This is a genomic window from Bradyrhizobium sp. HKCCYLRH3073 (genome assembly GCF_051167995.1).
In the GTDB taxonomy this organism is placed as follows: domain Bacteria; phylum Pseudomonadota; class Alphaproteobacteria; order Rhizobiales; family Xanthobacteraceae; genus Bradyrhizobium.
Genome location: NZ_JBNPUD010000001.1, coordinates 299,546 through 321,239 on the forward strand (window position 1 = coordinate 299,546; position 21,694 = coordinate 321,239).

At 66.1% G+C, this 21,694-nt stretch carries 17 protein-coding genes; 9 read left to right on the forward strand and 8 right to left on the reverse strand.

What is annotated here, in order from left to right; translation table 11 throughout:
- Positions 1–91 precede the first annotated feature (91 nt).
- Entirely contained in the window at positions 92–466 is a 375-nt protein-coding gene (locus tag ACQR1X_RS01355; protein ID WP_315802749.1) for a VOC family protein, read from the forward strand.
- 62 nt (positions 467–528) lie between these two features.
- On the opposite strand, the gene ACQR1X_RS01360 is transcribed toward ACQR1X_RS01355, so the two are convergent.
- A complete protein-coding gene (locus ACQR1X_RS01360) occupies positions 529–1,767 on the reverse strand; it encodes a lytic murein transglycosylase (RefSeq protein WP_434874680.1) in 1,239 nt (412 codons plus the stop codon).
- A 245-nt stretch (positions 1,768–2,012) separates the two neighbouring features.
- Positions 2,013–3,653, reverse strand: coding sequence for a phosphoglucomutase (alpha-D-glucose-1,6-bisphosphate-dependent) (gene pgm, locus ACQR1X_RS01365; protein WP_434898194.1), 1,641 nt, complete (start codon positions 3,651–3,653; stop codon positions 2,013–2,015).
- Between the two features lie 731 nt (positions 3,654–4,384).
- Between pgm and ACQR1X_RS01370 the strand changes: the two genes are divergently transcribed.
- Positions 4,385–5,089, forward strand: a complete 705-nt coding sequence (locus ACQR1X_RS01370) for a hypothetical protein (RefSeq protein ID WP_434874658.1) — start codon at positions 4,385–4,387, stop codon at positions 5,087–5,089.
- 159 nt (positions 5,090–5,248) lie between these two features.
- On the opposite strand, the gene ACQR1X_RS01375 is transcribed toward ACQR1X_RS01370, so the two are convergent.
- Entirely contained in the window at positions 5,249–5,671 is a 423-nt protein-coding gene (locus tag ACQR1X_RS01375) for a hypothetical protein (protein ID WP_316217346.1), read from the reverse strand.
- A gap of 339 nt (positions 5,672–6,010) precedes the next feature.
- Here ACQR1X_RS01375 and ACQR1X_RS01380 point away from each other — a divergent pair, with 339 nt between their 5' ends.
- Positions 6,011–7,309 carry a TadE/TadG family type IV pilus assembly protein gene (locus ACQR1X_RS01380; RefSeq protein WP_316178093.1) on the forward strand — a complete coding sequence of 433 codons (1,299 nt, stop codon included), beginning with the start codon at positions 6,011–6,013 and terminating at the stop codon, positions 7,307–7,309.
- A 7-nt stretch (positions 7,310–7,316) separates the two neighbouring features.
- Here ACQR1X_RS01380 and mdoH read toward each other — a convergent pair whose 3' ends face one another.
- A complete protein-coding gene (gene mdoH, locus ACQR1X_RS01385) occupies positions 7,317–9,455 on the reverse strand; it encodes a glucans biosynthesis glucosyltransferase MdoH (RefSeq protein WP_316178095.1) in 2,139 nt (712 codons plus the stop codon).
- On the reverse strand, positions 9,443–10,948 hold the full coding sequence (locus ACQR1X_RS01390; protein ID WP_316178097.1) for a glucan biosynthesis protein G: 1,506 nt from the start codon (positions 10,946–10,948) through the stop codon (positions 9,443–9,445). The genes mdoH and ACQR1X_RS01390 overlap by 13 nt, the downstream gene beginning before the upstream one ends.
- 592 nt (positions 10,949–11,540) lie before the next feature.
- Between ACQR1X_RS01390 and arsA the strand changes: the two genes are divergently transcribed.
- Positions 11,541–13,310, forward strand: coding sequence for an arsenical pump-driving ATPase (arsA, locus tag ACQR1X_RS01395; protein WP_316178099.1), 1,770 nt, complete (start codon positions 11,541–11,543; stop codon positions 13,308–13,310).
- 815 nt (positions 13,311–14,125) lie between these two features.
- Here arsA and ACQR1X_RS01400 read toward each other — a convergent pair.
- The gene (locus ACQR1X_RS01400) at positions 14,126–15,571 is read right to left on the reverse strand and encodes a helix-turn-helix domain-containing protein (RefSeq protein WP_315802757.1); all 1,446 of its coding nucleotides are present in this window, start codon (positions 15,569–15,571) and stop codon (positions 14,126–14,128) included.
- A gap of 195 nt (positions 15,572–15,766) precedes the next feature.
- Here ACQR1X_RS01400 and ACQR1X_RS01405 point away from each other — a divergent pair, with 195 nt between their 5' ends.
- Both ACQR1X_RS01405 and ACQR1X_RS01410 read left to right on the forward strand, forming a co-directional pair.
- Positions 15,767–15,973 (forward strand): DUF4170 domain-containing protein, encoded by a 207-nt coding sequence (locus ACQR1X_RS01405; RefSeq protein WP_006612464.1) that lies wholly within the window; start codon positions 15,767–15,769, stop codon positions 15,971–15,973.
- 233 nt (positions 15,974–16,206) lie between these two features.
- Positions 16,207–16,755 (forward strand): hypothetical protein, encoded by a 549-nt coding sequence (locus ACQR1X_RS01410; protein ID WP_315802758.1) that lies wholly within the window; start codon positions 16,207–16,209, stop codon positions 16,753–16,755.
- A 15-nt stretch (positions 16,756–16,770) separates the two neighbouring features.
- On the opposite strand, the gene ACQR1X_RS01415 is transcribed toward ACQR1X_RS01410, so the two are convergent.
- Positions 16,771–17,655 carry a metallophosphoesterase family protein gene (locus ACQR1X_RS01415; RefSeq protein WP_316178101.1) on the reverse strand — a complete coding sequence of 295 codons (885 nt, stop codon included), beginning with the start codon at positions 17,653–17,655 and terminating at the stop codon, positions 16,771–16,773.
- 131 nt (positions 17,656–17,786) lie between these two features.
- On the opposite strand from ACQR1X_RS01415, the gene ACQR1X_RS01420 reads away from it, so the two are divergent.
- From ACQR1X_RS01420 to ACQR1X_RS01430, 3 genes are all read left to right on the forward strand, one after another.
- Positions 17,787–18,308 carry an NUDIX domain-containing protein gene (locus ACQR1X_RS01420; RefSeq protein ID WP_434898195.1) on the forward strand — a complete coding sequence of 174 codons (522 nt, stop codon included), beginning with the start codon at positions 17,787–17,789 and terminating at the stop codon, positions 18,306–18,308.
- A gap of 50 nt (positions 18,309–18,358) precedes the next feature.
- Positions 18,359–19,291, forward strand: a complete 933-nt coding sequence (locus ACQR1X_RS01425) for a glycosyltransferase family 2 protein (protein WP_434898196.1) — start codon at positions 18,359–18,361, stop codon at positions 19,289–19,291.
- A gap of 78 nt (positions 19,292–19,369) precedes the next feature.
- A complete protein-coding gene (locus tag ACQR1X_RS01430; RefSeq protein WP_315802762.1) occupies positions 19,370–20,542 on the forward strand; it encodes a M20 aminoacylase family protein in 1,173 nt (390 codons plus the stop codon).
- Positions 20,543–20,558: 16 nt separating this feature from the next.
- Here ACQR1X_RS01430 and qhpR read toward each other — a convergent pair whose 3' ends face one another.
- Complete coding sequence (gene qhpR / locus ACQR1X_RS01435) at positions 20,559–21,620, reverse strand: AraC-like transcriptional regulator QhpR (RefSeq protein ID WP_316217337.1); 1,062 nt, start codon at positions 21,618–21,620, stop codon at positions 20,559–20,561.
- Positions 21,621–21,694 lie beyond the last annotated feature (74 nt).

The window sequence follows — 21,694 nt, forward strand, 5'->3', positions numbered from 1 at the left end:
GTCCGGAGCGATCATCTCGCGGTCCAATTCCAAGGTGATAGATTGGAATTGGGAGGAGCGGACGATGGTCGCATGACATCGGAGGACACGCATGATCCGTTCCGGAGCTTTGATCGCCATCCTGCCGTGCAATGATCTCGATGCCTCGGAGCGGTTCTACAATCGGCTCGGCTTTGCGCGCCCGGACAGCGACAGGCCGGCTCCGGGTGAGCCCGACACCTATCGCATGCTGTCGAATCCGCAAGGTGGATCTCTGCACCTGACGGACGCGGTCGAGGGATGGCTGACGCCGGGCCGAAACCCCTTTGGACTCTACCTCTATGTCGAGGATGTCGACGCCGCGGCGCGGGAGTTTCAGCAAACGCCCGAAGACAAGCCGTGGGGGATGTACGAGTTCGCGCTATCCGACCCGGATGAAACCTTGGTCCGTGTCGGCTGGCCAACGCGGCTGCGCGCCGGGTCGTAAGAGGTCATCGACTCGTTTGGGCTCTTACGCGCCACGCGCGGGCGTCGCCCGCCGATGTGCGCTCACCGCGTCGCTGTCGTTGAAGCCGGTGCCGCCTGCGCCCGCGGCGTGTTTCCACGCATCCGCGTGAGCAGCTCTGCCGTGGGCCAGGAGTCGGCCGGCAGCCCCAGCCGCAGCTGCATCGTCTTGACCGCGGTGCGACTCTGCTGTCCCAGCACGCCGTCGACCTTGCCGACGTCGAAGCCGGCCTTCACCAGCAGCTGCTGCAGCTCCTTGATCTCGTTGAACGGCAGTTGCGCCACGGGGCCGGCGGGCTTGCGCATCGGCGGCGCGCCGGCGATGCGGGCGGCGAGGTAGCCGGCCGTGGTCGAATAGATCAGCGAGTTGTTCCATTCGGTATAAGCGGCGAAGTTGGCATAGGCCAGGAACGCCGGGCCGTTGCGGCCCATCGGCAGCAGCACCGAGCCTTCGAGCGCATCGTTCGGCAGCGGCCGGCCATCGGCATAGGTCACGCCGAGGGCGGTCCATTTGCTGCGCGGCGCCTTGACGGTGAGGTCGGCCTGCTCCCAGGGAAACGTCTGCGGCACGCGGATCTCCTCCAGCCACGGCTCGCCGCGGCGCCATTTCAGTCCGGTCGCGATGTAGTTGGCGGTCGAGCCGATCACGTCGGGCGCGCTGCGCAGGAGATCGCGGCGGCCGTCGCCGTCATAGTCGACGGCATAGGTGACGTAGTGGGTCGGCAGGAACTGGGTCTGGCCGAGCTCGCCAGCCCAGGAGCCGATCATCTCTGACGGCGTGAGATCGCCGCGGTCGATGACCTTCAATGCGGCGATGGTCTCGTTCTGGAAGCGCTCGCTGCGGCGGCAGTCATAGGCCAGCGACACCAGTGACGGCAGCACCGGCAAATTGCCCATGTTGGCGCCGAAATCGCTCTCCAGACCCCAGAACGCGGCGATGACCGCCGGGGGCACGCCATACTCCTTCTCGGCGCGCGCGAACGCTGCCGCGTGCGCCTTGATGTGCTGCTGGCCGTTCTGCATCCGGTAGGGCGCGGCCATCCGGCCGGCGAACTCGGTGAACAATTGACCGAACACGCGCTGGCCGCGGTCGCGGTTGACGATGCCCTGGTTGTAGGTGAGGTAGGGCGAGGCGGCCGCGATCGCGCGCTGCGACACGCCTTCGGCAATGGCACGCTGCTTCAGCTCGGCGAGAAACCGGTCGAAGCTCTGGCCGTTATGGCAGGCCGCGGCGCGCATCGATGGCGCCGGCTTGGGACGCGGTGTGGTCGCCTCCGGCGCCATTTGCGCCGACGCGCTGACAACCAGCATGAACGAGGTTGCGAGCGCGCTGAAGGTGACGCGCAAGGCAGTCGAAGAGCTTCGCATCCGGTCTCACCGATGGCTGTCTAATTCCTTGTCCATCCATCGATATCCGATACGGAGGGAAAGGAAAAGGCGAGGGGGAAGCGAATGGTGGAAAGGGGCGAATGGCGAATAGGGAGTAGCGAATAGGGGATGAGTAAGCCCCCATTCGCTACTCGCCCTCTTCACCCAACCTTCGCCAGCGCCGCCTGGGCCTCGCTCTGGATCCGCTTGAGATGCTCGGCGTCGCGAAAACTCTCGGCATAGAGCTTGTTGACGTCCTCGGTGCCGGAGGGGCGCGCCGCGAACCAGCCGTAGTCGGTCTCGACCTTGATGCCGCCGAACGACTGGCCGTTGCCCGGCGCCTTCGTATGCACCACGCGAACGGGATCGCCCGCGAGTTCCTTCAGGTTCAGCTTCTCCGGGGTCAGCGCCTTCAGCGCCGCCTTCTGCGGAGGCGAGGCCGGCACGTCGATGCGCTCATAGACCGGCGCGCCGAGCTCTGCCGTCAGCTCCTTGTAGAGCTCGCTCGGATCGCGGCCGCGCCTGGCCATGATCTCGGCGGCGAGCAGCCCGAGGATCAGGCCGTCCTTGTCGGTGGTCCACACCGTGCCGTCGCGCTTCAGGAACGAAGCGCCCGCGCTCTCCTCGCCGGCGAAGCCGAAGCTTCCGGAGCCGAGCCCTTCGACGAACCATTTGAAGCCGACCGGCGTCTCCACCAGCTTGCGGCCGAGCTTCTGCGCGACGCGGTCGATCAGAGAGCTCGACACGATGGTCTTGCCGATGGCGGCGTCGCTGCGCCAGTCGGGCCGGTGCGCGAACAGATAGGAGATCGCGGTCGCCAGATAGTGGTTCGGATTCATCAGCCCGCCCGAGCGCGTGACGATGCCATGGCGGTCGGCGTCGGTGTCGTTGGCAAACGCGACGTCGAAGCGCTCGCGCATGCCGATCAGGCTCGCCATCGCATAGGGCGACGAGCAGTCCATGCGGATCTTGCCGTCCCAGTCCGCGGTCATGAACCGGAAGGTCGGATCGACGAGATCGTTGACGATGGTGGCATTGAGGCCGTAGCGCTCGATGATCGGCGCCCAATAGGCAATCGCCGCGCCGCCGAGCGGATCGATGCCGATCTTGATGCCGGCGGACTTGACGGCTTCGAGATCGACGGTGTTGGCGAGATCGGCGACATAGGGCGTGATGTAGTCGTGGGTGTGAACCGAGCCGCGCTGCTTGGCCTGGCTGTAGCTGATGCGCGATACGCCATCGAGGTCGTTGGCCAGATACACGTTGGCCTGCCGCTCGATCTCGGCCGTCGCGTCGGTGTCGGCGGGGCCGCCATGCGGCGGATTGTATTTGTAGCCGCCATCCTCCGGCGGATTGTGCGACGGCGTGATGACGACGCCGTCGGCGAGATGCGCCGTGCGGCCCTTGTTGTAGGAGATGATGGCGTGCGAGATCACCGGTGTCGGCGTGTAGCCGCCGTCCTTGTCGACCATCACCTCGACGCCATTCGCGCCGAACACTTCGAGCGCGCTGGCCAGCGCGGGCTCGGCCAGCGCGTGGGTGTCGATGCCGACGAAGAGGGGGCCGTCGAGGCCCTGCTGGCGGCGGTAGTCGCAGAGCGCCTGGCTGGTGGCGAGAATGTGGTTCTCGTTGAAGCCGGTCTTCAACGACGAGCCGCGATGCCCCGACGTGCCGAACGCGACGCGCTGGGTCGGCTCGTGCGGGTCGGGCTTCAGCGCATAATAGGCCGTGATCAGCCGCGGAATGTTGGCGAGCGCAGCATTGGCGATCGGCTTGCCGGCTGCGGGGTCTGTCTTGGCCATGAAGCATCCTTCGCAAGTTCGAGAAACATCTGCGGCGGCGCTTCGTTCCGCCGCGGCGGGCGCAGGGAACGCGGCGCGTCGCGACGAGCCTGCCGCAACATGGCGGCGCGCGGCGATCCGATCAACGGAATTCGTGCCGGGCGCAGCGTGCCGCACCGGCCGGCTGCGTCAATCCGTCAGCTCGTAGATCGGACGTTCCGGCCCGACCAGCTTGGCGGTGAAGCTCACGGAGCGGCCGGCGAGCGCCGTGAACCGCCCCGATCGCTGGCTGTGCCGAGGCCCAGACCCACGGCAACGCACACGGCAGATGCCGTGCTGTCGACATTCATTGGCCCATCCCCGCATGTCCGTGGTCCGCAAGCGCGCCCCTCAATCGCAGCCCCCGAAGATCGCTGTCCGTGAAGCCTATTTGATGTCGGCTGGGGGAATGCTTGAGTCGCGCGGTCGAGGCCGGCCAATGTCGCCGCCTTGTGCGCGCGACATTAACCACGCCTCACTGAGTCCGCGTGCCGGGACCGGCGCTTAAGCCTGAGTTTAACCGATGACCCTTGAAATAGCAGGCCAGAGCAGAGGCGCGTCTCGTGCGCGGGAGAGTCGTCAGGAGCGGAAAAGTGAGAGCGCTTTGTCTCGGCGCGTTGGCCGTCGTTTCAACCTTGGCGCTGGCCGGCTGCAGCCACCAGGTCACGCCGCAGGTGGCATCGTCTTGCGTCGATCTGAGCGGAAGGCCATGCGTGGACGGTCCCGTCGCCGACCAGTCGCCGCAATCATTGGAGCCTATCACCACGATCCACAAGCCTGCGGTCGCGCGCCGCGCGGCTCTGCAGCGCAAGCACGCCCGTGCCGCAAAGCGCCGGGTCAAGTCGCAAATCGTCACCGCCAAGCCGGCTGAGAAGCCGACTGAAAGGCCGGTTGACAAACCGATCGAGAAGCCGCTCGCGGCGCCGGCGCGAACGCCGCGGCCCGGTTCGCCTGCGCCGGCTGACGGAGCACCTTCGCCGGTGATCAAGACCCCCGCCGCCACGACGGACACGCCGAGTCCGGCCAAGGTCCAGAACGACGTCATGGTGGCTGCGGTGACGGTGGCCGCCGAGCTCGCCGAGCGGATGACCGCGCTGCGTGTCCCCGAAGGACCCGGCGAAAGTCCTCTCGTCGCTGTGCTGCTGGCGCGTCCCACCGTGCGTGGCGTAGGCGATCTCAGCGGCAAGGTGATCGCGATCGACGAGCGCTATGCCAAGTCCAACGCGAAGATCACCGCGGCCATGAATGCGGCCGGTGCGACGGAGGTGCTGCTGCTGGAAGGGCAGGCCACCGCGATCACCCGGTTGAACAATGGCGAGGTGAGCGCGGCCGTGGTGGCCCTGGTCTCGCCCGAGGCCGCGGAGGCGTTTCCGAAGATCGCGGGCTTTCGCCTGTTCTCTGTCGTCCTGAAGCCGTAGCTTCACGATGAGCATGAACATCTGCTTGGCACATGCCAAACCAGCACCTTCATGCAGTCATCCGGACAGATTGTTGCGGAGGCAAGTCGAAAGGCCCGGCGAAGGTTGCTGTCGAGGGCGCAATCTTGCGGAGGGAGGCTCCCACGTTCGGAGCCCGGCTCAAGCCTTCTTGGCGGCCTTCTTCGGCGCGGCCTTCTTCGGTGTGGGCTTGGCTGGATCGTTCCCGGCCGCCTTGCTCGTCGCCTTGCCGCCTTGCGGCTTGGCCGCCGCACCGTCGGCCTTCTTCTCCGGCTGCTTGGTCTCCGGCTTCCTGGGCAGCTCCGCGGCGGCGGCCTGGCGCATCGCGCGGGCGTAGCTGTCCGCGACGTTGTCGGCGGAGATCAGGAGCCGTCGGGCGGCGGCATTGGCCTGCTCGACCGCCTCGCGCGCGAGCAGCTTGAAGCGCTCCTTGGCGTCCTTGTCCTTGGCCTTGACGGCCATGCCGTTGAAGCGGTCCTTGCGCTTTTTCGCCGCGGCCAGAATGGCCTTGTTCTGCTGCTTGGCCAGTTGCCGGATCACGGCATCAAGATCGGCATCCGCCATCGTCGTCCCCAACTCCCCCAGAGAATCAGCGCGCCCCGGCGCTGCAAACCGCGCGGACTATGCAATCGGCGCAGCCGCTTTGCAATCGGGGTACCAGAGGAGGGGCGCCGCGCAGATCGGGCGGGCGGGCGGGCGGACGAGACCCGTCCGTCATTCGGTGTCGTGCCGGCCCACGAAAACCGTCCGCATGGCGGTCATGTCGCTTCGAGTGGTGCATCGACACCGCTTACGACAATCGGAAACGCAACGTAACGAATTCTCTGCAATTCCATCAATTCCAATGCAACGGTTGATCCGCAACATCTTCGGCAACATCACCGTGTTTGTTGGAGTGTGGCCGTGCTGGCCGGAAATAGATACCTCAGCCTATTGTCGCGGTTCCGTCGCGACCAGAGCGGCAATATCGCGATCATCTTCGCGCTTGCCCTGCTCCCGATCCTCGCCTTCGTCGGCTCGGCGATCGACTATTCGATGGCCGTGCGCGCCAAGGCGAAGCTGTCGGCTTCGATGGACGCCGCGATGCTGGCTGCGACCGGCTACACCGCCATGCGCGGCGCCGCGTCGGACGCCAAGACGGCGGCGACCAACATGTTCAACGGCCAGATGGCGGCGCATAATCTGGCGGCGGACTCGCTGAACATCGATATCAGCGATAGCGTCACGGCGCGGACCGTGACCGGCAGCGCCAGCGTGGTGGTCAAGACGGCCTTCATGCACATGTTCGGCTACCCGACCATGACGGTCTCGGCCTCGTCGTCGGCTTCGGCCTCGTTCCCGACCTACATGGACTTCTACGTTCTGCTCGACAATTCGCCGTCGCAGGGCCTCGGCGCAACCACGGCCGACATGACGACGCTGCAGAATGCGACCTCCGACAAGTGCGCCTTCGCCTGCCACGACACCTATACGTCGAGCACGAAGAAGACGCTGCAGACCAACAGCTATTATTCCATCGCCAAGAAGAAGGGCGTGACGATGCGGATCGACGTCGTCAGGTCGGCGACGCAGTCGCTCACGGACACCGCAACCGCCAGCCAGGTCGTCAGCAACCAGTACCGCATGGCGGTCTACAGCCTGGGCAGCGATTGCGGCTCGCTCGGCCTCACGACCATCGCCAGCCTGTCGTCGAGCATGTCGTCGGTGAAGTCGTCGGTCGGCGCGCTGGACCTGATGACGATCCCCTATAGCGGCTACAACAACGACATGTGCACCGATTACGACGGCGCGATGTCCGCCATGAACGGCGTGATCCCGACGCAGGGCGACGGCTCGTCGACCAAGCCGCAGAAATGGCTGTTCTTCGTCGCCGACGGCGTCGCCGACTACTCCTACCCGACGACGTGCAGCAAGACCGTGCTCTCCGGCGGACGCTGCCAGGAGCCGCTGAACACCACCACCTGCACCTCCCTGAAGGCGCGCGGCATCAAGATCGCGGTGCTCTACACCACCTATCTCGCGATCACCAACAACAGCTGGTACACGACCTACATCGCCCCGTGGCGCAGCGACATCGGCAACATCATGAAGTCTTGCGCCAGTCCCGGCTACTACTACGAGGTGGATTCCAGCGGCAGCATCGGCGCCGCATTGACCGCTCTGTTCCAGCAGGCGATCGCCTCGGCGCATCTGACCAAGTAGCCCGGGCTCACGCCTCGGAGGCCGGCAGCTTGACGAGCCGCTCGATCGTGGTGCGATCGTTGAGCACGGCGAGCGTTTCGCGGCGGGAGAGGAAGTCGATCGCGTCGCTGAAGCAGGCCGCGTCGGCAATCCTGGCCTTCGCCGTCGTCAGCTCGACATCGATGTCGCCCGGCTCGCGCCGCCGCGGCATGGGCAGGGCATCGACGTGCTGCCGCCGCAGCTCGGCATTCCGCTGCAGCGCGACCAGCGCGGCCTCGCGGCGAGGCTCGCGCTCACCGGCAAGCTCCCGCGCCCGGATCAGCACGCGCGGCGGCGTCCGGTCCTCGGGCGTCACGAACAGGCCGGCGCCGGCGCTACGGCCGCCCGTCAGAACGCCGATCGGAATCGACAGCACGAGGCCGGCGATGACCGGCGACATCCAGGCGAGCAGGGGCAGCGACACCGCATAGGCGCTGGCAGCCATTGCGAGGCCGCACAGGGTGGGCAGCGCGAACTTTCGGTAGATCTCGTGCCGGCTCACGCCGCCGTCGCTGCGGCGCTGCACCTGCCAGCCGGCGTCACGCCCGAGCAGGATCTCGATCACGGCGATCGACTGGAAGATCATCATCGATGGCGCGATCAGCGCCGCCAGCACGGTCTCCGCCAACACCGCGACGCAGAGGCGCAGCCCGCCGCCGAAGCCGCGGCGCCGCGCCGGCGTGAACAAGGTCGCGAGGCAGGCGAGCAGCTTCGGCACCATCAAGAGCCCGAGGGTCGCGGCAAAGACCTGGGCGGCGAGCACCGGATCCTGCGCCGGCCAGCTCGGGAACAGCGCAAAGCCTTTCGGGAAATATTCCGGACGGACGAAATTGGCCTGCAGCGAAATCAGGATGCCGAGCACGAGGAACGTGAACCAGAGCGGCGCGGTGATGTAGGCGCCGATGCCGATCAACAGGTGCATCCGCGACACCCAGTGCAGGCCGCGCGCCGGCAGCACCGCCAGATGCTGCAGATTGCCCTGGCACCAGCGCCGGTCGCGCGCGGCGTGATCGATCAGCGATGGCGGCACTTCCTCGTAGCTGCCGTCGAGGTCGACCGTCATGTAGATTCCCCAGCCGGCGCGGCGCATCAGCGCGGCCTCGATAAAGTCGTGGCTGAGAATATGCCCGCCGAATGGTTTTCGCCCGCGCAACTCCGGCAAGGCCGCGTCCTGCGCGAAGGCGGCGATGCGGATGATGGCGTTGTGGCCCCAGTAATTACCTTCCGCGCCGTACCACCAGGCATTGCCGGCGGCGATGACAGGTCCGTAGAGCCGGCCGGCGAATTGCTGCAATCGCGCGAACAGGCTGGTGCCGTTGACGATCACGGGCAGGGTCTGGATCAGCGCCGCCTGAGGGGCGTGCTCCATGGCATGCGCCAGCCGCACCACCGTCGCGCCGCTCATCAGGCTGTCGGCGTCGAGGATGATCATGTGATCATAGGCCGCGCCGAAGCGCCGCACCCACTCGGCGATGTTGCCGGCCTTGCGGGCGACATTGTCGGCGCGGTGCCGGTAGAACACGCGATCGGTGCCGCACGCCTCGCGCAGCGCCAGGAACGCGGCCTCCTCGCCGATCCAGATGTCGGGATCGGTGGTGTCGCTGAGCAGAAACCAGTCGAAGCGCTCGGCCTGGCCGGTCTCCGCCACGGACTCGATCATGGCGCGCAAGCGCACCATCACCGCGTGCGGCTCCTCGTTGTAGGTCGGCAGCAGCATCGCCGTGCGGCTCGAGAGCCCGGGCAGCGGACCTTCGACATCGATCGCGATCGTATCGCGGCGGCGCGCGAACATCGCGCAGAAGCCGGCCAGGGCCGACACGAAAGCAAAGGCGATCCAGGCGAGCAGGGTCGAGAACAGCACCAGCACCATGCCTTCCAGCACGGTCACGCCGCCGACCTCGACCACCTCGTACATCCTGGTGCAGCCGGCCAGCGTCAGCGCGGCCGTGCCGGCGAAGATCAGCATGCGTCGGAACGCGATGCGTGGCCCGCTCGTGATCGCCTGCGTCGCCGCCGGAACATGATGGAGCGGCGACGGCTGCATCGCGAGCGGCGCTTCTGGGGGCAGCAGGCCGTTGATCTCCGCGCGACGAGGCGCGCGCATCGTCTCTGCGGCTACGGCGTCCATCGGTAGATCCAGCTTTCGGAGACGAGCTTGTCGTTGGCGGTCAGCTCGGCGCGCAACTCGACCGGTGCGCCATTGACGGCGCATTGGAAGCTCAGCCGCCATCCGCCCGTCTCGGGATTGGGCTGCGTGACGATGTTGGTCACCTCGGCCTTGTCGGCGCTGACCACGCCCTTGACCTGCGCCGGATCGAGCCCTTTAAGGGCGTCGCCCTCGAGCTCCAGCACGAACAGCCGGCCTTCGCCGTGAACGCCGACGCCGGTGCGGGTGACGCGCGCCAGCGCGTGCGGCTTCGGCGCGTCCTGTCCCCAATGCAGGCGATAGGTCATGTTGTGCTCGCCCTTGGCGGCGAGCGGCGTCTTCGGCCGCCAGAATGCGGCGATGTTGTCGTGGATCTCCTGCTTGGTCGGAATCTCGAACAGCACCACGGCGCCTTCGCCCCAGTCGCCGATCGGCTCGATCCACAGGCTCGGCCGCCGTTCGAAATGCGATTCCAGATCCTGATAGGCGGCATAGCTGCGCTCGCGCTGCATCAGGCCGAAGCCGCGCGGATTGAGGTCGTTGAACACGCTGACTTGCAGGTCGCGCGGATTGCTCAAGGGACGCCACAGCTGCTCGCCCTTGCCGTTGAACATCGCAAGCCCGTCGGAATCATGCACCGCGGGTCGGAAGTCGTCGGCCTCGTTGCGGTCGTTGGGTCCGAAGAAGAACATGCTGGTCATCGGCGCCAGCCCGGCATGAGCGATCTCGACGCGCGGGTACAGCGAGGCCTCGACGTCGAACACGGTGGTCTCGCCGGGACGAATGGTGAAGCGGTAGGAACCGGTCGCGCTCTTGCTGTCGAGCAGCGCGTGCACCACCATCGCGGTGGCGCCCGGCGTCGGCTTCTCCAGCCAGAACGCCTTGAAGACGGGGAATTCCTCGCCCTTCGCCTCGCCGGTGTCGATGCAAAGTCCCCGCGCGGAGAGACCATAGATCTCACCCTTGGCCACCGCGCGAAAATAGCTCGCGCCGAGGAAGACGCAGACCTCGTCATAGTAGTCCGGCCGGTTCATCGGCGCATGGATGCGGAAGCCGGCGAAGCCGAGGTCGGCCGCCGGGAACGCCGCGACCTGCTGGCCGAATGCGAAGTCCTCGGGACGATAGGCCACGGGCCTGGCCTGTCCGTCCGCAACCTCGTAGATGTCGACCCGGTCCTTGTAGATCGAGCCGCGATGGAAGAACTGCGCCTGGAACGGCAGGTCGTCGCCGCGCCACAGCGCGTGGTCCGGCAGGAAGCGGATCGAACGATAGGCATCGTAGTCGAGCTTCGCCAGCGCGTCCGGCAGCTTGTCGTCCGGCGCGGCGAATGGCTTGGCCGCGAGGGCGCGTGCGAGGTCGCGCACGGTGGCTGCACTGAACGGCTGAGCCGCAGGCGGCGCTGCGGACGCGCTCCGCGCCAGGGACGCGGCGACCGGGATCGCAGCCGCAGATTGAATGAACTGACGGCGATTCAACTTATTCTCACTCTGTTGCGTGGAACTGCGGAGCAACCCTTCTGGAGGCCTGCGGTTCCACCGCAAGCCAACAAGAGGCGGCTTTGGAGTTCCGACCTGCTGAATGCGCCAACGGCGATCCGTCCGGCGCGTGCAGAGCATGTGCGCGGCGTTCTGAACGCAGCGTGAGCGACGGTCCCGCGTGACGGACATGGAGCCGAGACGTGAGCATTCGACCTGCTCGCGTCAGCCACAGCAATTTTGCTTCTCGTGTCTTACGCCGGAAGGTGCGGGGCTACATCCAGGGCTGGGATCTTCCACGTCCTGACTCGCACTCGGCGGCTGCCGCAATGCCGACGATGGGTGCGCTCCTGCAACACGATTATTGATCCATCGCAACAAGGAGTCGTGCCGGGACTCTACGAATCGATTGGTCTGCGGCGACCGATCAAGGCACGAAAAGGGACCATGATTGGTGACCCGAAAGGACGTCGAAGTCGGTCTAGCACTCCGCGCCGAGTTCATGCACCGAATCGAGCGAACGCCGGCGACAAAAATCTTACCGACTCCCGGGTCGGCAATGCCGCACCACGATCACCTGGAAGGGATTTGAATGCTTCGATTGCGTGCGCTGAACGCTCCGACGCCCTTTCTTTTTTTCACTGGCAAGGGCGGTGTAGGCAAGACGTCGCTCGCTTGTGCGACCGCCATCAGTCTCGCGGACCGTGGATTGCGTGTTCTTCTGGTCAGCACCGATCCTGCGTCGAACCTCGACGAGATGTTGGAAGTTGAACTAACTGACAGCCCGGTGCCGGTGCCGAACGCGGCAAGGCTCTTCGCGATGAATATCGACCCTGAGGCCGCAGCCGAGAGCTACCGAGCTCGCGTGCTCGAACAGCTCGAGCCCACGGTGACGGATCAGGAGAGATCGACCATACGCGAGCAGCTTTCCGGCGCATGCACCACCGAGATTGCCGCATTCGACGAGTTCGTCGGATTGCTGGACGGGGACAGAGCGGGTTACGACCATATCATCTTCGATACGGCCCCGACCGGCCACACCTTGCGGCTTCTGAGCCTGCCGAAGGCTTGGACCGGTTTCCTGAAGGACAACGACCGCGGAGCATCGTGCCTCGGCCCACATTCGGGTTTGAAGATGCAGGAGGATCGTTTTCGACAAGCGCTTCAAGCGCTGGGCGATCCTCGGCGGACGACCGTGGTCCTGGTGACCCGCGCCGACCGGAGTGCAATCCGGGAGGCGGCGCGAACGTCGAGCGAACTTGATGCACTCAACCTCTCCAATCAGACACTCGTCGTGAACGGACGCTTTCACGCCACTGACCCTGCCGACGCGGTCGCAAGCGCACTCGAGCGGGATCAGGATGAGGCGCTCGCCTCGATGCCGGATTCGCTGCGAAAGCTGCCGCGGGACGACGTCCCATTGGTTGGGTTCGACATTGTGGGTCTCGCGGCGCTCAGGGCCGTGTTGTCGTCGTCCAGTCCACGGCTTGAGACGTCGACTGGCGAGCAAGTCGGAGTGCCGGTCGGCCTGCAGGGCCTCGACCGTTTGGTCGATGACATTGCTCACCGCAATAGCGGCCTCATCATGGTCATGGGCAAGGGCGGCGTCGGGAAGACGACGGTTGCCGCTGCCATCGCTGTCGGCCTTGCGAGACGCGGACATGCCGTCCATCTCAGCACGACCGATCCAGCGGCCCACGTCACGGATGTCGTTGATGCCGCGATGCCCGGGCTGACGGTGGATCGGATCGATCCTCGGCGCGAGACGGAGCGCTATGTCGCGAAGATACTGGCGAGCCGTGGCCGCGACCTGGATGAGCAGGGCAAGGCGCTCCTGCTTGAGGACCTGGCTTCGCCCTGCACGGAGGAAGTCGCCGTTTTCCATGCCTTCTCGCACGTGGTTGCGGAAGCCCGGAGCGCCTTTGTGGTGCTCGATACGGCGCCGACCGGTCATACTCTGCTCCTGCTCGATGCGACCGGGGCCTATCATCGCCAGATGACGAGCCAATTGGAGCCGAGCGCCGCTGGCCGGCTGATCACGCCGCTGATGCGATTGCAGGATTCCAGCTACACGCAGATCATCCTGGTGACCCTGCCGGAAACGACGCCCGTTTCGGAGGCCGCCGCTCTCCAAGAGGACCTGCGGCGCGCCGGCATCGAGCCGTTCGGTTGGGTGATCAACAAATGCCTCGCCGCCTCCGGAACTCGCGATCCCCTGCTGCAAGCGCGGATTGCCAGAGAGCGGACCCAGATCGCTCGTGTTCAGGACGGCTTGGCCAAGCGCGCTTTCATCATGGGGTGGCGAAGCAGGCCTCCTGTCGGCATCGAGGAGCTGGAGGCCTTATCGATACCGAGTTCTTGATCACGTTCAGCTCCAGCGCGATCTGGTCTCCTCCCCTCGCGTCTCTTGTTACGCGACCCCCGCCCGCCCGTCGGGCAAATCGGCCGCGCATATTTGTTGGATTTGCGGCGCGCGCTACCGGCTCATGGCCTGTCGAGCTGTCAATTCCGTGTGCGCCGATGGACTGATTTCGTCAGCGAGTTCAGCTGGATCACTCGTGTCCAGTCCTATCGGCAAAAATATTGCTGTTTCCATTTTTCAGAATTTGATGTTCACTCCGCTTGTCCCGCCTCGATCTGAGGGGCGTTTCGCGGTCGTCACGAGCGTTGGGTGCGGGATGCGATGGGCGTATCGAACTGCAGCGCGAGCGATCGTGCCGACGAACGGTTCGATGCGCACGGTCAAGCCGTGTGGTCCTGATCTCCCGGTGCTGAGATCAAGTTTGCGCCTGCGATGGCGCTGATGACAGGGGCAAGACAGCCGGTCCCTGGGGAGAGCACGGAGTAAGCCGTAAAGCCATCGCGCGGGGAAGGCCGGGATGTCCCAGCCGAACCTGTGGTTCCTGCCCCGTGCATTTTTTCCGCACGGGGGCCATGGGGGCGGCGAGCTCCCGGTCTTCCCTGCGCCCTCTGTGTTCAAAGTGGGCAAACTAACAGAAAAGCTCGGGCGCAGATGCGCCGCGAGGAGGTGACTGCATGTCTCTCCGCACCGGATATCCGAGCTTCACGTGTCTCCGCGTGACGTGTGCTCGCGTCCGTGCGTTGTTTTTTCAGTGTCATTGCGAGAGCGGGGCTACACACTCCGCCCCCGGAATGACGGAGGCGAGAGTGGAGCCCTCACAACTCCCTCGCATTGCTGAACGCGAACGAGCTGACGCGCCGGGTGGTCTCATCCAAAATCAGCGTCCGCGTGATCGGCGGCTCGGCGCGCTGGGCGCAGTTCTCGCGCTCGCAGAGACGGCAGTTGACCCCGATCGGGGTGCCCTCGGCCGTCTCGAGATCCATGCCGGCGGCGTAGACGAGGCGCGACGCGTGGCGGATCTCGCAGCCCAGGCCGATCGCGAAGCGTGGCTGCGGCAGCGGATGCGGCGCCACCGGCCGGCGGACCATCTGGGCAATCGAGAAATAGCGCGAGCCGTCGGGCAGCTCGATGATCTGCTTCAGCAGCCGGTCCGGCGTGTCGAAGGTCGAGTGCACGTTCCACAGCGGGCAGGTGCCGCCGAACTTGGAGAACGGGAAGGTGCCCGACGAGAAGCGCTTGGAGACGTTGCCGGCATTGTCGACGCGCAGCATGAAGAACGGAATGCCGCGCGCGTTCGGGCGCGACAGCGTGGTGAGGCGGTGACAGACCTGCTCGAAGCCGGTGTTGAAGCGCTGCGCCAGCACGTTGATGTCGTAGCTGAGCGCCTCGGCAGCAGTGAGGAACGGTGCGTAGGGCATCATCACGGCGGCGGCGAAATAGCTCGCGAGTGTCATGCGGTAGAGCCGGCGCGAGGTGTCGTCGAGCGCGCCGGCGCGGCCGATGATGATCTCGAACTGTGGGAGGCATTCGGCCATGCCGAGTTGGACTGCGAGCTGGAAGGTGCGGCCGGGCCCGTCGACCAGCTCGGAGATCAGCAGCTGACGCCGATGGCGGTCGTAGCGGCGCAAGGTCTCGCGCATGACGTCGACCGGCATCACACGGGTCTGCACCGAATGTTTTTCGCGCAGCCGCGCGGCGAGCGCGGCATAGAGTCCTTCGGCCGGGACGTCGAGCGCGTCGCGCAAGGCTTCGGCCTGCTGCTCGAGCTCGGCGAAATAATTGCGGTTGGCCTCGATCAGGTCGCGCACCCGCTCGATCGGGTTGGCTTCGAAGCGGGCGCCGTCGTTGCGGTCGGCCATCTGCGCCGCCACCAGGGTCTCGCCGCGCCGGGCCTCGGCGTAGGCCGCGTACAGCCGCTGCAGCGCATGGGTGACGCCGGGGCAGAGCTCGGCAAGGTCGCGCAGCTCCTGCTTGGGCAGCTCGATCTGCCGGAACAGCGGATCGGAGAAGATCTCGTTGAGCTCGGCGAAGAAGCGGTCCTCGTCCGCGGTGGCGAGATCGCGCAGATCGAGATCATAGGCCTCGGCCAGCCGCAGCAGGATCTGGGCCGAGACCGGGCGCTGGTTGCGCTCGATCAGGTTGACATAGCTCGGCGAGATGCCGAGGCCCTCGGCGAGCTGGGTCTGGGACAGCCCGAGCTGCTGGCGGATGCGCCGGAAGCGGGGCCCGACGAACAGCTTCTTTCCGGACTCACCGGGCATCGCGATCCCCTCATGGCCGACCGGCCTTCGGATTGTGACAAAATTGACAAAATGACATTTATGACAAGTGATGATGTTACATGACATCACCATTCGAAAACAAGGCCTCTATACGAAGCTGCCGGTTTCGCGTTTATCTCCTGTCACGCAATTCGCAATGCACTGTCAAAGTTGTGACGGTTGAAGGAGGGTCTCATGACCAGCAATTTCTGGGTGATCGGCGGCGAGTTCGGCTCGATGAATTTCCACAAGCTGGTGGAAGGCTCGGCCCAGGTGAAGGGTCCGTTCAAGTCGCGCAAGGAGGCCGAGGACTGCTGGCGCGAGGTGTCCGAGGAGAACCGCCACAAGGCCGGCGTCCGCTTCTCGATCGTCGAGGAGCCGCAGCGCGCTCCGGCGGCCTGATCGCCGGAAGGAATGCATTGCCGGGTATTTGAATAAGCTCGAGGAAAGAGCCCAAGGACGGGGCGGTCTCAGCCGGGTCATGCCGGAGGAGGCCGCCCACGTCCGTTTCGTGGTTACGCCAGCGTGCTTATAACCCATTGAAGATGAAAGGGGATTGCAGAATACTGGGTTACTGCTACGTTAACACGGTGGGAACCTGGCGAAACCAGGGCCGAACCGTGAAAGCGTGACCGATGTCCGAGGCCGCCGACAGCAGCACTGAAGCCCGCCCCGTGCGCCTGCGCGAGGCGCTGCGCCAGGCCCGGATCGAGGCCGCAGACCGAACGGGCGTGGTGGTCGACCTGCGCGACGCCGAGGTGGCGCGGCTCGAAATTCTCAACGACGCGCTGGACCCGCTGTTCGCGGAGATCCCGAGCCAGCTCGATCTGTTCGATCGCGGCATCAGCCAGGGCGAGACGCCGCGGCTGTGGATCGACGTCGTCGCCCACGTCGTGATGGGGCGTGACAAGCGGCAGTATCGCTTCGTGCAGGACACCCGAAACGGCCGCGTCGTGCTCGCCGAGTCGCACGACATCGCGGCGATCGTGAAGGCCGTCACCGACTACGTCGCCCGCCGCATGGTCGAGCGCGAGCGCGCCTTCAGCGTCGCAAGGGCTCAGGCGAAGACGAGCGCCGAGGCGCCGCGGCGGCGCGGTGGGGTCTGGCCGTTCGTGCTCGGCTTCGTGCTCGGCGCGCTGTCGCTGTTCGGCGTCGCATTCTATGCGAGCCTACAGCAGATCTGACGGCGTGGCCGCGCCTCAAAGCAGGCGGACCTCGCGGATCTCGCGCACCCGCAGCGCCTCGTTGACCGCGCGCACGGTCATGTCGCAGCGCCAGTGATTGCCGTCGCTGCTGATGGCGAACATGTTGTAGGCCGCGGCGGGATAGTGGCCATGCGCCATCGACGACGCCGAGGGCACGCCGACGACCGGGATCTTGCGCTCCGGGCCGTCGATCCAGATCGTCGAATGCACGTGGTCGTGGCCGTGCAGGATCAGCTCGACGCCGTGGCGCGCGAGCAGCGCGATCAGCTTCCCGGCGTCGGTCAGCCGCTTCATCCGGTGGGCCGAGCGCAGCGGATGATGCACCAGCAGCACGCGGAACAGCTGCTCGTGGGCCAGCGATTCGAGCATCTGCTCCAGCGCGGCGAGCTGTGCGCTGCCGAGCCGTCCCGTCGCCATGAACGGCGCCGACGGCACGGCCGAGGACAGGCTGATCAACGCGAGCGGCCCGCGCCGGCGCAGCGACGGGAACGTAGCCGGTCCCTCGGCATCGCCGCCGAAATAGTCGGCAAAGCTCTCGGCGAAGCGCAGCCGCGTCGAGCGCACATAGGCGTCGTGATTGCCGGGAATCGCGGTGACCTTGTCCGGCGGCCCCACCGTCCGCAGCCAGGCCTGGGCGAGCGGGAATTCGGATTCGAGGGCGAAATTGACCAGATCGCCGGTGACGGCGATCTGGTCCGGCATCTGCGCATGCAGATCGGAGATGAGCAGATCGAGGATGTCGCGGCGGTGATATTTGTAGCGATTGCGCGTCCAGTTGAGATAGCCGAGTGCGCGCTTGCCGGCGAGCTCCGACAGGCGCGGCTTGTGCTGGGGGGCGAGGTGCGGGTCGGACAGGTGGGCGAGGGTGAAGGCAGCCATTACGCCCCTCGGTGCCGATGGCGGATGCAGGCGCGCCCAGCAGATGTCATCTCGTGCTATCCCTCGTGATGCCCCGGCTCTCATGACAAGCCCCGCCTGCGAGCGCAAGAACAACCAGGACGACGACAGCGATGACGACACATCTGAGCCGGCTGCGGATCCGGTTCGAGCCGGTGCTCCGGCGCGGCTTCCACCTCTATTGGCGCTTCGCCCGCGGCATGACGCTGGGCGTCCGCGGCGTGGTGCTGGATGCCGAGAACCGCGTGTTCCTGGTCCGGCATGGCTATGTCTCGGGCTGGCACCTGCCGGGCGGCGGCGTCGAGGTCGGCGAGACATTCATCGAGGCGCTGACGCGGGAGCTGTTCGAGGAGGGCCGGATCGCGCTCGAAGGCGAGCCGGAGCTGCACGGCATCTTCCTCAACAGCCACGTCTCGCCGCGCGACCACGTTGCCGTCTTCGTTATCAAAAGGTTCACGCAGGACCGGCCGCCGGAGCCGAACCTCGAAATCGTGGAGACCGGCTTCTTCGCACCGGACGCGCTGCCGGAGGGAACCACGCTCGGCACGCAATCCCGCCTGCGGGAGGTGCTGGACGGCGTTAAGGTCATTCCCACCTGGCAGCCGGAACAGCGCGTTGTCGCCGGATCATTATGAATTTCTGCACCGAATGAGGGCAGTCTCCCGTCCCTGGGGGAGAGGGGTCGATGAGTTCACCTTCGATGCGGATCGCCGTGCTGGTGCCCTGCTACAATGAGGAGGCCGCGGTCGCCACCGTGGTCCGCGATTTCAAGCAGGCGCTGCCGACGGCCACCGTCTACGTCTATGACAACAATTCCAAGGACCGCACCATCGAGGTCGCGCGCGCGGCCGGCGCCGAGGTGCGCAGCGAGCGGCGGCAGGGCAAGGGCCACGTCGTCCGGCGCATGTTCGCCGATGTCGATGCCGACATCTACGTGCTGGTCGATGGTGACGCGACCTATGACGCGCCGAGCGCGCCCGGCATGATCGCGCGTCTCGTGAGCGAGCGGCTCGACATGGTGGTGGGCCTGCGGGTCGACCAGGAGCAGGCCGCCTACCGCATGGGCCATCGCACCGGCAACTGGATGCTGACGAGCTTCCTTGCCGAGGTGTTCGGCCAGGCCTTCAAGGACATCCTGTCCGGCTACCGCGTGTTCTCGCGCCGCTTCGTCAAATCCTTCCCCGTCCTCTCCGACGGATTCGAGATCGAGACCGAGCTGACCGTGCATGCGCTGGAGCTGGCGCTGCCGGTCGCCGAGCTCGCGACGCCATACTACGCGCGGCCCGAAGGCTCTGTCTCCAAGCTCAACACCTGGCGCGACGGCTTCCGCATCCTCGGCACGATCCTGAAGCTCTATCGTTCGGAGAAGCCGCTGCGCTTCTTCAGTGCGATCGGCATCTTCCTCGCGCTGGTCTCGATCGGCTTCGCGATTCCCATCTTCGTCACCTATATCGAGACCGGGCTGGTGCCGCGGCTGCCGACCGCGGTGCTGTCGATGGGCCTGATGATCATGGCGCTGCTGTCGGCCTCCTCGGGCCTCGTGCTCGACACCGTCACACGCGGCCGCCGCGAGATGAAGCTTCTGGCGTACCTGTCACACGCCCCGATCGAGGGCTGATGCGGGCGAGAGCTTGTGTCCATCCGCCGTTCCGGTCATGGTTCGGGCGTCACCGTCCCGAACGAGAACACCGCCTCCATGCCCATCCTGAACAGCATCGCCGCGCTCACCGACGACATGGCCGCCTGGCGCCATGATTTCCATGAACATCCCGAGCTGATGTACGAGGTGCACCGCACCGCCGGCATCGTCGCCGAGCGCTTGCGCGAATTCGGTTGTGACGAGGTGGTGACCGGCATCGGACGCACCGGCGTGGTCGGTGTCATCCGCGGCCGTCGGACCAGCTCAGGTCGCACCATCGGCCTGCGCGCCGACATGGACGCGCTGCCGATCGAGGAAGCCTCGGGCGTGCCCTACGCGTCGAAGACGCCGGGCCTGATGCATGCCTGCGGCCATGACGGCCATACCGCGATGCTGCTGGGGGCCGCCAAGCATCTCGCGGACACGCGCAATTTCGACGGCACGGCGATCGTGATCTTCCAGCCGGCCGAGGAGGGCGGCGCCGGCGGCAAGGCGATGGTCGACGACGGGCTGATGACCCGCTGGGGCATCCAGGAGGTCTACGGCCTGCACAACGCGCCGGGCGTGCCCGAAGGCGTCTTCGCGCTGCGGCCGGGCCCGATGCTGGCGTCGTCGGACCAGCTCGAGATCACCGTCCGCGGCAAGGGCGGGCATGCCGGTGCCGGGGTCCACAAGGCGGTCGACAGCGTGCTGATCGCCGCGCACATCATCACCGCGCTGCAGTCGATCGTGTCGCGCAACGTCGATCCGATCAAGTCGGCGGTCATCTCGATCTGCGTCGTCGAGGCCGGCACGGCGATGAACGTCATTCCGGAGACCGTCGAACTGAAGGGGACCGTGCGCACGCTCGATCCCGAGGTGCAGGACCTGGTGGAGCGCCGTATTGCCGAGGTCGCCGACGGCATCGCCCGCACCTATGGCGGTGAGGCGACGACGAAATACACGCGGCTCTACCCGATTACGATGAACCATGCGCGCGAGACCGGGGTCGCCGCCGATGTCGCCCGCGACGTCGTCGGTGCGGAGCGGGTGGTCGACAATGCGCCGCCGCTGATGGGCGCCGAGGACTTCGCCTTCATGCTGCAGGCCCGCCCCGGCGCCTTCGTCTTCCTCGGCATGGGCGACGGCAAGGACTGCCACCATCCGGCCTATCGTTTCAACGACAACATCCTCGGCCATGGCGCCTCCTATTGGGTGCGGCTGGTCGAGAAGACGATGCCGGCAGATTGATGCCGGTGGCGCGGCTTTAGCTGCGAGCCGTCGCCTGCAATGACCGTTGGCGCCAATGCCGCGGGCTGCAGCCGGTCCAGCGCGAGAACGCGCGGGAGAAGGCTGAGGCTTCGGAATAGCCGAGCAGGAAGGCGACGTCGCCGAGCGGCAGATGCGCTTGGCGCAGATAGTGGCGGGCGAGGTCGAGCCGCGTCGCCTCGACCAGGTCGGAGAAGGTGGCGCCGAACTCGGCAAGCCGGCGCTGCAACGTCCACGACGTTGTCGACAGCGCATCGGCGACCTCCTCGAGATGAAGCGCGCCGGCCGACAACCGCCGCCGGATCTCGCCACGGACCAGATCGAGGAACGCCGGCGTGCCGCAGGAGCCGGCGACACCGGCAAGATCCGTCGTCAGCCGCTGCAGGCGTGGAAGATCCGCCCCCGGCATCGCCCGGTCCAGGCCGCGATCGCGAAACACCAGCGCATTGGTGCCTTGCGACCAGCCGACGTCGGCATCGAAGGCTGCCTCATGATCGCGCCAGGCCGCCGGCCGGGCGTGTTCGAACAGCACCATGTCAGGCGCCCAGCCCGATGGCAGGCACGCACGGAAGACGTTCGCGAACATGCCCATGGTCAATTCGGCATCCTGCCGGCGATCGACGATCGAGCCGTCGAGAATGCGATATTCGAGCCGCAGCAAGCCGTCGTGGCGCGTCAGGCGGGTTTCGGTCGCCTGCTGATGCCAGGGAAACCACAGCGCGAGATGCTCGATCGCCGAGCCCAGCGTCGGCGCCGCCAGCGCGATCTCGCCGATCAGGCCGAGCATCCGCGGCTGGTAGCGTTGGCCGAACCAAAGGCCGAAATTGTCGTTGCCGGTCTCCTGTGCGGCGTCTTCCATCATCGCGACATAGTCGGCGAGGTCGAGCGCGCGGCGGGTCTCGCCGAGGCAGCTGGCATCGATGCCGATCCGCTCGAACACCGCTTCCGGACGGCCGCCTGTCTGGGCGATGAAATCAGCGACGCCGGTGGCCGCGGCGGCCAGAATGTTGCGGCTCCGATCGCGCGGATGCTGGCTTTCGGCTGTCGGATGTTGTGCCATGAAATCCTCACCTTTGAGGAAATGCGCCGTTGTTTCACACCTCGTAGTTATGCAAGCCACGTGCCTGCCGGAGC